Here is a 10183-nt window from a genome sequence, read left to right on the forward strand (position 1 = left end):
ATTGCGTTGCCGCGTGTGTCTTGGCCCTGAACCATCCCGCGACGGGAGGTCAGATCGCCGATGATACCACCAGTGTATTCTTCCGGGGTAACAACTTCGACTTTCATGATCGAAACACGGCGACAGCAAGGTTCTGAAAGACTGCACCCTGCCGCTGACCGGCAAGGGCGTGGTGGACCGGATCATTACCAACCTGGGTGTTCTCGACGTCGTGGACGGCGGTCTGAAGATTGTCGAACTCGCAGATGGCGTCAGCGAAGACGAGATGCGCAGCGCGACCCAAGCCACCCTGGTAAACTGATCCCGGTTCAAACGTGACAAACCGGGACCCCCGGTTTCCGCAACGCATTCCGGGATTCAGGATACTGAGACAGCACCTGCCGGGAAAACCCTCGGCAGGTGTTCTTTTTACGAATTGCATTGGTGTGAAATGATTTGGGCGATGCGGGGCCTCCGTCCTGCTGCCACATTCGAAAGGAATGAGGCCAGGATCAATGATCTGAGCAGGTTTTCATCGCTCACGGATGCCGGAAAGAAATGCGGCATATGCCGGATTTGCAGCCGCCTCACCTGGCCTTCGCGAAGACAGAACTCCGGGAACAGAAAGCGCCAAAAGACGCACCGGACGGCTTGATCCAAGCGCCCTTCATTCTATCCGGCTGTTCCCGTGGAAATCTTCAACATCTGCCGCGTCAGTTACAACTGGTTCGGTCCGTGTCCCGGGTTCGGAGGAGACCCGCAAATCCCGCAGCGCCGTGCCACCGCCCCCGGCAAATCAGACACCGGCCATGCGCCCCGGCGCAAATGCGTGCCCGGGCAAAGCGCCGGCCCCTCGCCGTCTGCTCCACTGGCCATGGCTCATCCAAGGAAAACCGGGTTGGAGCAATTCCGGGCCTGCTTGAATACCACCTCAATCAAGAGGCCCCGGCGAAAAATCTCCGCCAGGGCCCCGCTGCGTCCCAATTCGCGGAATGCGTCACGGTTTCCGGCACGCCTTTCCTGTGAAGACCGTTTTACAGTCAAATCCCGGCTGCGGGCACAGGCCGTGCGGGCGGCCGCTGCGAGTGCCATATGGCGCCCTCCGGCGGGTTGACGATTTCCCACATATAGACCCGCTTGTCGTACCAGTTGACCATTTTCTCCCTGCCGTCTTCGAACACCACTACGCAATAGCTGCCATCGGCCGGATCACAGCTGTCGCGCCCCAGCAGCGTCACGATGACCGGATCCACCAGGTGGCGGCTGACCAGCACCTGCGCCTTGACCATCCTGCCCGACAGATACAGCCCGCCGGCAAACAGCGCCGCCGCCAGCAGGATGAAACCGGGCGCGGTGAAGTTTCTGAACGGGGCCGCCCTGGCAATGCCCGGTGCAAAGGCCACAAAAACCAGCCGCCCGAAAAAACCCGCAAATGCAATAATCCCGATCAGGACAAAGTTGCTGGTCAGCTCTTGCGAACCCGCGGCAACCGCCGACGGGTCAAATCCAAAATTCAAAACCTGCCTCCACTATCGTAAAGCTTGAAAATACCCGCCAGAAATCAATTAAATCGGGCGGAATAATGTCCGCCGCCCGCCGGTTTCGCCAAACTTCTGCAATTTTTTTCAGGCGACGGCACCTTGGGCTGGCCGCCCCCTTTTCAAGTTTGCAAAAGGCCTTGAAATGGCACCGTTCAAAGCTGTTGAGGTGTACCTTTCCGTCAACTCCTACGCCCTGTATTTACCGGTCGGCACGTTAACGTGAGAAAACTGCCGCCGCCTGCATGCAGCAGGACATCAAGACCGCTCACCATTGAAATTACACAACAAAAAATTTTGCGTTTTCGCCTCAAGGAATCAAATGTATGCACAGACCGGTACATATAAGGACGAATCATGCGCCCGAACAAACGAGATGAATTGGTCCGCAAAGCCCTGGAAGTGTTCTACCGCAGCGGATTTCACGCCACGGGAATGGACACGCTGGTCAAGGAAACCGGTGTCTCCAAGACCTCCATGTACAAGCATTTCCGCACCAAGGATGACCTGATCATTGCTGTCCTGCAGCTGCGGGACGCGAACTTCCGCAGCTGGCTGTATGGCCGCATGGAGGAACTTTCGGACACACCGGCGGGACAGCTGATCGGTATTTTCACCGCCCTGCGGGAATGGTTCGGCAAGCCCGAATTTGCCGGCTGTATGTTTGTAAAGGCCAGCTCCGAATTTCAGGACCACGCGCATCCGGTGTACCGGCAGTCCAGCGAACACAAGCAGATGCTGCTGGACCATTTCACCACCCTGGCCAGATCGGCAGGGGCGCCTGATCCGGCGGCACTGGCCCGGCGGCTTTTGATGCTGAAGGAAGGCGCCATTGTCCTGGCTGCCATGTCGGTCACTCCCGATCCGGCAGAGGACGCGCTGCAAACCGCCCGGATGCTGTTGCAGCCTTATTTGAAAAACAGCTGACCGCCCTATTTACCCAGCCGGAAAACGCAGCCGTCGGACAGAAACTGCGGCGGTGTCATGCACAGGCCGCGCGCCACCTGATAGGCCGCCAGCACCTTGGGCACGTAATCGCGCGTCTCGGCATAGGGCGGCACCCCTTGATGCGAGCGCACCGCCCCTTCCCCCGCGTTGTAGCCGGCCAGCACCAAAATGGGATCGCCGCCGAATTCCCCCATCAGCCAGTTGAGATACTGAATACCCCCGGCAATGTTCTGCTGCGCCTCCAGTGCATCCCTCACCCCAAAGCGTTTGGCGGTATCGGGCATCAGCTGCATCAGCCCCTGCGCCCCGGCCGAGCTGACCGCATCTGCCTTGCCGGCAGATTCGACTGCGATCACCGCCAGGACCAGGGCCGGCGACACCTCGGTGCCGACGCTTTCGGTCAGGATCTGCACTCCGCGTTCCTGCACTATGTCCTGCATCAGCTGCAAACGCGGGGCGGCCATGCCTTTGGCTCCGCTCAGGGCTTGCAGGGCGTCATCCAGACGCCCCGGCCCTGATCCCTCAAGCCCAAAGGCGACCTTGTCCCAGAACCAGCCATAACGGCCGGCTGGCTTTGCACCGCTGTCTGCGGTAATTGCCGCAGGCGCTGGAAGCTCTTCCTCAGGTTCCGGCTCAATCTGTATGGTAATACGCTTGCCAGTGCCCGGGGCCGGCGGCTTGATGCGTTTGGCCTCGAACTGGGGAAAGGGCTTTGGCTGCACCTCCTGCGCCACTGCAGCCAGTGGCATGGCACAGGCTGCCAGCGCCAATACTGCGGTCCGGATCAACATTGCCCTGCCTGCCTGTGGTTTCAATCCGTTCCAACCTGAAAAAATTGGCGCCCAAAGGCCAGTATTCCTGCCCCAGAATCTGGCGCAACCGCCTTATTTGCCCCGGACTGGCGCTGAAATATCACGGGACTCGAAACGGTAACAAAAAATTAATCCAGCAGAACCAGATGGATAGAGATTTTATTGCTGAAAAGTAAAAATTGGGCGGCTCCATGCGGATTTCAGCCCAAATCCTGCCACGCTGGACTGGCTATATGTAGTCATCCAAGCCGGACAGTGGTCAAGCAGGTGAGAGAGCAGACCCTGGCGAGAAGGCGGGATGACACATTCAGAGATCCTTTGGAGGGACCGAACCATGATCAAATTCATCAAAAACTTCCGCAAAGACGACTCCGGCGCCGTGACTGTTGACTGGGTTGTACTGACCGCAGCCGTCGCTGCCCTGGGCGGCGTTGTCTACACCGCCATTGAATCCGGTGCATCGGACCTGACCAGCAAAACCGGCTCCTACCTGAGCACACAGGCTCCGACCTGATCTTATTCAGTGGTCTGACTTGACCGCGTAAAAGGCCGCCCGTTCCCGGGCGGCCTTTTTCTATTGCAGGCTTACGTTGGCGGCGCATAAAGCGGACTGGCATCAGCGACCCAGGAAGCAAGCCGATCTAGGCATTTCATATATCGGTGCAAAATCGCCAGCTTCCTGTTGCACTCCTTCCAAATCTCGCCGCCTTCCTCAGGTATTTCCAGCGGTCAACTTAACCACTTGGCTTCCCGGCATTAGGGCAGAAAACTCAGCATTACGCCCAATTAACGCCCTATTCATACAGCTTAATAGACTCATCAACCGGCGGGCAGGCCAGAAGGAGAGAGCTGAGACGACTCCGGCGCCGTGACTGTTGACTGGGTAGTGCTGACCGCAGCCGTGGCCGCACTGGGCGGCGTTGTCTACACCGCTATCGAAACCGGTGCTTCGGATCTGACCAGCAAAACCGGCTCCTATCTGAGCACCCAAGCTCCGACCTAATCACTGCCTGACCTGAGAGGCGGCATCGGCAATCCGGCGCCGCCTCCACCCCGGAACCGTTTTGGCAGCGAGGTTCAGACTGTGAAAAAGCTACGTTTATATATCGCAAGCGACGACGGAGCGGTTACCGTCGACTGGGTTGTCCTGTGCGCTGCAATCGTCGGGATGGCAGCATTGATTGCAGCGGCAATGGAAGATGGCGCCCTGGGCGCGGCGCAAGCAATTGCCGCCTACATGTCCAACTGGTCGTTCGGCTGAATCCGGCAGAAGCGCGGAGTTCCAGTCACAGCTTGAACAATCCAGCAGCCGGCTCCGCCCCGCGGGGTGCCGGCTGAAATGTATGAGAGGTAACACAATGCGTGCAGTTTTCGGACTTGTGCTGATCGTCGGAGTGGCCCTCGCGGGCGGCGCCGTCATGATGGCCAAAAATTATATCTCGGCCTATCAGAATGAACTGGCCCGCGAACGCGCGGCCCGTGCCGAGGCGGTGCCGATGGTGGATGTCTTCGTTGCCACCAAGCCCTTGAAATACGGCGAGCGGCTGTCCCAGGAAGCCGTGCGTGCCGTGCGCTGGCCGGAGAACGCCATACCCGAGGGCGCCTTTACAACCCTGGAGGCATTGTTTCCACCGCAAGCCGGCGATGATTTGAGAGTGGTTCTGCGCGCCATGGAAGCGGATGAAGCCATCATGGCCGTCAAGGTTACCGCGCCGGGCAAAGACGCCGGCATTACCTCGCGGTTGCAGCGCGGCATGCGCGCCTTTGCGATCAAGGTCGATGTCTCCTCCGGCGTTTCGGGCTTCCTGCGGCCTGGCGACAAGGTGGACGTCTATTGGACCGGCATGATGCCCGGGTCAGCCGGCGCCCGCGGTGAAGTCACCCGCCTGATCCAAACCAATGTGGAACTGGTGGCCGTGGACCAAAGCGCCGGCGGCGACATCAACGAAGCCATCATTGCCCGCACCGTCACCGTTGCCGCCCACCCCAAGCAGGTCGCCGCGCTGGCACAGGCGCAAACCACCGGGCGGTTGTCGCTGGCCCTGGTCGGCGCCGGCGATGACACAATCGCCTCGGTTGTCGAAGTGGACCAGCGCTCCCTGCTGGGCCTGGGTGCCCTGGAAGCGCCGCAAGAAGTGGAAAAGGAAAAAGTCTGCACAATCCGCACCCGCCGCGGAGCAGAGGTGGTGGAGATTCCGATCCCCTGCAGCAACTAGTATTTTGATTTTCGCACCGCCCTTTACAGACTCAGCCGTCCTTTCTCAGCAAGGGGCGGCTGTTTTGCCTGTTGCGCAGGCCCCACATTGGCCTCTGGTCAGGAACTCCCCCGAAGCCATTGATTCTTGCAATAATTCGGGATCTGCACCACAGTGCCCGAAAGAGCGGGCAAAAAGACCCGTATTTTGAGGCGTGATCGGAAAGGCAGGTCACATGGCAATTGGACGGTTCGTAGCGGCGGCCCTGCTGGGTCTATCGCTGATTGGTATGCCGCAGGCAGACGGGGCATCAGCGCAATCATTGCGGGTGGTGAAAAAAGGCACGGCATCCAGGCTGGACGTGCCGATGAACCGCGCCGTGGTGGTGGAAAGCGAAATCCCTTTTGCTGAGCTGAGCATTGCCAACCCCAGCATTGCCGATATCTCCTCCCTGTCCGACCGCACGATCTATGTGCTGGGCAAATCGCCCGGCCTGACCACGCTGACGCTGCTGGACGGCTCCGGCCGGCTGATCACCAATGTCGATGTGCGGGTGGCCGCGGATGTGACCGAATTCAAGGAACGCCTGCGCCAGATCCTGCCCAATGAAAAAATCGAAGTCCGCACCGCCAATGACGGCATCGTGCTGTCCGGCACCGTGTCCAGCGCAGTGCGGCTGCAGCGGGCGCTGGACCTGGCTGAACGCTATGCGCCGGAACGGGTCAGCAATCTGATGTCGGTCGGCGGCGTGCAGCAGGTGATGCTCAAAGTCCGCTTTGCCGAAATGCAGCGTTCGGTCTCGAAATCCCTGAGCGCCTCGCTGGGCTTTAACGGCGGCACCGGCAGCGGCCGCACCGGCGGCACCAACACTCTAAACAATGCCCCGGCGCTGGCCAACTCGCTGGCCGGCAACATTCCTGCCGCCAACGAGAACACCGGCGCTTTCCTGTTCGGCTTCAATGCCGGTTCTGTGCAGGTCAGCCTGCTGCTGGAAGCTCTGGAACAGAAGGGCGTCGTGCGAACCCTGGCTGAACCCAACCTGTCCGCTTTGTCGGGGCAGGAGGCGAAATTCCTGGCCGGCGGTGAGTACCCGGTTCCGGTTGCACAGGAAGACGGTGTCATCACGGTTGATTTCAAACCGTTCGGCATCGAGCTGAACTTCATCCCCCGGGTGATCGACGGCGATCTCATCAATCTGGAACTGAACGCGGCGGTCTCGGCCATCGACCCGTCCAATTCGCTTGAACTCAGCGGCCTGACCATCGACGCCTTCTCGCGCCGCGAGACCTCCACCACGGTGGAAATGCGCGACGGCGAGAGCTTTGCCATCGCAGGTCTGATCCGCGACGAATTCCTCGACAATTCCTCGCAGCTGCCCTGGCTGGGCGATGTGCCGGTGCTGGGCGCGCTGTTCCGCAGCGCCGACTACCAGCGCGAGCAGACTGAGCTGGTGATTATCGTCAGCGCCCATCTGGTCACCCCGACCCGCGGTGAGGCGCTGACCCTGCCGACCGACCGGGTGGCGCCGCCGAGCGAAAAGGACCTGTTCCTGTTCGGGCGCACCTCCCGCAGCAAAAACGGCCCGGCTGCCGAAGTGGCCAAACAGGATTTCAATGGCTCTTACGGCTACGTGCTGGACTGATAGGGAGTGGCACAGATGATCAGAACCGCTGCAATTTTCGGCATTCTTCTGGCCGCGGCCGCCTGCGAGCGGGAGGCCGGCCATGAGCTGAACCGTTCGGGGGGTTTTGGCGAGTCGACCCTCAGCAATGCAGCGGTGATGAGCGGCGAACGCAGTTTTGCCATTCAATTGGCCAGCCGGTTCGCCAAGGAAGTGCCCACCACGATCAACTTCGACTTTGACAGCGCCCGGCTGGATCAGACCGCACGGTCGGTCCTGGACCGCCAGGCGGTCTGGATCAGCCAATTCCCCGAAGTGCGCTTCCGCGTCTTCGGCCACACCGACGCGGTCGGCAGCAATGCCTACAACAAATCCCTTGGCCTGCGCCGGGCCCGCGCGGCTGTGAACTATCTGGTGTCCCGCGGCATCAGCCGCAGCCGGCTGGAAGCAGTGGTCTCCTATGGTGAAACCCAGCCGCTGATCCCGACACCGGAGCGCGAACGCCGCAACCGCCGGACGGTGACCGAGGTCAGCGGTTTTCTCAAGCGCCACCCGACGGTGCTGGACGGGAAATACGCCCAGATCATCTACCGCGAATATCTGGAAAGCGCGGTTCCGGGCACCACCCTGACCACTCAGCAGTCGCTGGAGCGCACGCTGCAGTAGCCGGGTTCCGCGGCCAGTTGATTACGAAGTAGTAACAATTCCCCAGATTTGGGGATTTTTGGCCCCAATATCGCCTAGATTGCCACCGACATTGTTTCCAAGAGGCGGACTGTGCCCAAAGCCCGGTCTGCCCATGTGAACAAGGATGATGGCGATGAGCAGCGGAATGCCGCAAACAGAGACACCTGCGATTGTTGCCTGCACGATCAGCCGGGACGTGCAGAATTTCGACCTCCTTATCGAAGACATGGAAGCCGCCCTGGGAGAGGCCTGGGGCGATTTGGGCTTTACCGAGGCGCTGGCTTTCTTCGGCCAGACCGAGGCAGAGCCGCTGCAGTTTGTCGCCTTGGCGATCGACAGCGCCGATGAGGGCGATCTGCCGCTGATGGGCGAAATCATCAGCCAGGCCAAAGTGCGCGGCATCAAGGTGATCCTGATCGCCGAGGACGTGACCCCGGCAGTATTGCACACGCTGCTGCGCCAGGGCGCGGACGAATTTGTTCCCTACCCGCTGCCTGAACAGGAATTGCAGGCTGCCATCGAACGGCTGCAGGCGCCCGCACCGCAAGTTGCGCAGAATCCGCACCAGCTTCAGTCCGGCAGCCAGCGCGAAGGCGCCGTGATCGTCTGCCACGGACTGGCCGGCGGCACCGGATCGACAACCATGGCTGTAAACCTGGCCTGGGAGCTTGCAGCGCTCAGCGAAGATGACGAGCCCACCGTGTGCCTGCTGGATCTGGATCTGCAGCACGGTTCGGTCTCGACCTATCTGGACCTGCCCCGCCGTGAGGTGGTGATGGAAATGCTCAGCGAAACCGACAGCATGGACGAAGACCTGTTCGGCCAGGCTCTGCTGCCGTTCCAGGAAAAGCTGCAAGTTCTGACCGCACCGTCCGAGCTGGTGCCGCTGGATCTGCTGTCGCCCGAGGATATCACGCGGGTGATCGAAATGGCGCGCAGCCACTTCGACTTTGTCGTCGTCGACATGCCCCATACGCTGGTGCAATGGTCCGAAACCGTGCTGCACATGGCGCATGTCTACTTTGCGATGATCGAACTGGACATGCGCTCAGCTCAGAATACGCTGCGCATGAAGCGGGCGCTGCAGTCCGAGGATCTGCCGTTCGAGAAACTGCGCTTTGCCTTGAACCGGGCGCCGAGGTTCACCGATCTTGCCGGTAAAAGCCGGGTCAAACGGATGGCCGAGTCCCTAAGCATCTCCATCGACCTGCAGCTGCCCGATGGCGGCAAGCAGGTCCTGCAGAGCTGCGACCACGGACTGCCGCTGGCCGTTTCGGCAGCGAAGAATCCCTTGCGCAAAGAAATCGCCAAGCTTGCAGCCTCGCTGCACGCATTAGGCCGAAGTGAAGCCGAAGCCGCCTAAGCGGCTGAACCGGGGATGAGTTGATGTTTTCAAAGTACAAAAAGCAAACGGCCAAACCTTCCGCGCCTGCGCCGGTCGCGGCGGCGGCGGCAACAACCACTGCCGCGCCTGCTGTCAGCCTGCGGCGGCCGGTCCAGCGCAAGCCAGCCGAAGCGCAGCCGATGGACAAGGATCGCAAACGCAAGGAGCGTTTGGGCGAAATCAAGATCCAGCTGCACCGCGAGCTTCTGGAAAACCTGAACCTGGCCGCGCTGGAACGCGCAGGCGAGGCGGAACTGCGGTCTGAGATCGCGACCATCGCCACCGAGATTCTGGCCGAGAAAAGCATCGTCCTGAACCGTGAAGACCGCCAGCAGCTGAACAAAGAGCTGTATGACGAGGTCACCGGCCTCGGCCCCCTCGAGGCGCTGCTGCAGGACGACACGGTCAGCGATATCCTGGTCAACGGGCCGCAGCAGATCTTTGTCGAACGTGACGGCAAGCTGCAGATCAGCGACATTACCTTCAAGGATGAGAAGCATCTGATGCGGATCATCGACAAGATCGTCTCGGCTGTGGGCCGCCGGGTCGATGAATCCAACCCGTATGTGGACGCCCGTCTTGCCGATGGCTCGCGTTTCAATGCGATGGTGCCGCCGGTTGCGGTGGATGGCTCGCTGGTATCGATCCGGAAGTTCAAAAAGGACAAGCTGGGGATCGACGATCTGGTGAACTTCGGCGCCTTCACCGAAGAAATGGCCGCCTATCTGCAGGCCGCCGTGTCAACCCGGCTGAATGTCATCGTCTCGGGCGGTACCGGTTCGGGTAAAACCACCACGCTGAATGCGCTGTCCAGCTTCATCGACAATGCCGAACGGATTCTGACGATCGAAGATACCGCGGAATTGCAGCTGCAGCAGACCCATGTGGGCCGGATGGAAAGCCGCCCCCCCAACGTCGAGGGAAAGGGCGAGGTCAGCCCCCGCGACTGTCTGAAAAACGCCCTGCGGATGCGCCCCGACCGCATTATCGTCGGCGAAACCCGCGGCGAGGACGTGATC

11 protein-coding genes and 2 pseudogenes are annotated in these 10183 nt (G+C 60.5%); 10 read left to right on the top strand and 3 right to left on the bottom strand.

Features of this window, described 5'->3' with window-relative positions:
• Positions 1–152 (bottom strand): annotated as a pseudogene (locus VOI29_RS18520) (hypothetical protein); the annotation flags it as partial.
• Between VOI29_RS18520 and VOI29_RS18525 the strand changes: the two are divergent.
• A pseudogene (locus VOI29_RS18525) lies at positions 110–301 on the top strand (succinyl-CoA--3-ketoacid-CoA transferase); the annotation flags it as partial. The pseudogenes VOI29_RS18520 and VOI29_RS18525 overlap by 43 nt on opposite strands.
• Before the next feature lie 718 nt (positions 302–1019).
• On the opposite strand, the gene VOI29_RS18530 reads toward VOI29_RS18525, so the two are convergent.
• The gene (locus VOI29_RS18530; RefSeq protein WP_323782019.1) at positions 1020–1496 is read right to left on the bottom strand and encodes a hypothetical protein; all 477 of its coding nucleotides are present in this window, start codon (positions 1494–1496) and stop codon (positions 1020–1022) included.
• 378 nt (positions 1497–1874) lie between these two features.
• Here VOI29_RS18530 and VOI29_RS18535 point away from each other — a divergent pair, with 378 nt between their 5' ends.
• On the top strand, positions 1875–2444 hold the full coding sequence (locus VOI29_RS18535) for a TetR/AcrR family transcriptional regulator (protein ID WP_323782022.1): 570 nt from the start codon (positions 1875–1877) through the stop codon (positions 2442–2444).
• A 5-nt stretch (positions 2445–2449) separates the two neighbouring features.
• Here the strand turns inward: VOI29_RS18535 and VOI29_RS18540 are convergent, their stop codons facing one another.
• Complete coding sequence (locus VOI29_RS18540; RefSeq protein ID WP_323782026.1) at positions 2450–3256, bottom strand: lytic transglycosylase domain-containing protein; 807 nt, start codon at positions 3254–3256, stop codon at positions 2450–2452.
• A gap of 355 nt (positions 3257–3611) precedes the next feature.
• Between VOI29_RS18540 and VOI29_RS18545 the strand changes: the two genes are divergently transcribed.
• The 8 genes from VOI29_RS18545 to VOI29_RS18580 all read left to right on the top strand — a co-directional run.
• Positions 3612–3791: a hypothetical protein gene (locus VOI29_RS18545; protein WP_323782030.1), complete on the top strand. Its 180-nt coding sequence runs from the start codon at positions 3612–3614 to the stop codon at positions 3789–3791.
• Positions 3792–4145: 354 nt separating this feature from the next.
• Positions 4146–4280 (top strand): hypothetical protein, encoded by a 135-nt coding sequence (locus VOI29_RS18550; protein WP_323782032.1) that lies wholly within the window; start codon positions 4146–4148, stop codon positions 4278–4280.
• 81 nt (positions 4281–4361) lie between these two features.
• Positions 4362–4538, top strand: coding sequence for a hypothetical protein (locus VOI29_RS18555; protein ID WP_323782036.1), 177 nt, complete (start codon positions 4362–4364; stop codon positions 4536–4538).
• Between the two features lie 97 nt (positions 4539–4635).
• Positions 4636–5493 carry a Flp pilus assembly protein CpaB gene (cpaB, locus tag VOI29_RS18560; protein ID WP_323782039.1) on the top strand — a complete coding sequence of 286 codons (858 nt, stop codon included), beginning with the start codon at positions 4636–4638 and terminating at the stop codon, positions 5491–5493.
• A gap of 214 nt (positions 5494–5707) precedes the next feature.
• A complete protein-coding gene (locus VOI29_RS18565) occupies positions 5708–7114 on the top strand; it encodes a type II and III secretion system protein family protein (protein ID WP_323782042.1) in 1407 nt (468 codons plus the stop codon).
• A gap of 15 nt (positions 7115–7129) precedes the next feature.
• Entirely contained in the window at positions 7130–7759 is a 630-nt protein-coding gene (locus tag VOI29_RS18570; protein ID WP_323782046.1) for an OmpA family protein, read from the top strand.
• Positions 7760–7913: 154 nt separating this feature from the next.
• Positions 7914–9143: an AAA family ATPase gene (locus VOI29_RS18575; protein ID WP_323782050.1), complete on the top strand. Its 1230-nt coding sequence runs from the start codon at positions 7914–7916 to the stop codon at positions 9141–9143.
• Between the two features lie 23 nt (positions 9144–9166).
• On the top strand, positions 9167–10183 hold a 1017-nt coding region (locus VOI29_RS18580), incomplete at its 3' end, for a CpaF family protein (RefSeq protein ID WP_323782052.1).

It is taken from the genome of Leisingera sp. (genome assembly GCF_034669605.1).
Lineage (GTDB): Bacteria > Pseudomonadota > Alphaproteobacteria > Rhodobacterales > Rhodobacteraceae > Leisingera.

What these genes read in the sequence shown, in the direction of transcription:
- VOI29_RS18535 (WP_323782022.1), top strand. Translation starts at nt 1,875, where the DNA reads ATGCGCCCGAACAAACGAGATGAATTGGTCCGCAAAGCCCTGGAAGTG.
- VOI29_RS18540 (WP_323782026.1), bottom strand. Translation starts at nt 3,256, where the DNA reads ATGTTGATCCGGACCGCAGTATTGGCGCTGGCAGCCTGTGCCATGCCA.
- VOI29_RS18545 (WP_323782030.1), top strand. Translation starts at nt 3,612, where the DNA reads ATGATCAAATTCATCAAAAACTTCCGCAAAGACGACTCCGGCGCCGTG.
- VOI29_RS18575 (WP_323782050.1), top strand. Translation starts at nt 7,914, where the DNA reads ATGAGCAGCGGAATGCCGCAAACAGAGACACCTGCGATTGTTGCCTGC.
- VOI29_RS18565 (WP_323782042.1), top strand. Translation starts at nt 5,708, where the DNA reads ATGGCAATTGGACGGTTCGTAGCGGCGGCCCTGCTGGGTCTATCGCTG.
- VOI29_RS18570 (WP_323782046.1), top strand. Translation starts at nt 7,130, where the DNA reads ATGATCAGAACCGCTGCAATTTTCGGCATTCTTCTGGCCGCGGCCGCC.
- cpaB (WP_323782039.1), top strand. Translation starts at nt 4,636, where the DNA reads ATGCGTGCAGTTTTCGGACTTGTGCTGATCGTCGGAGTGGCCCTCGCG.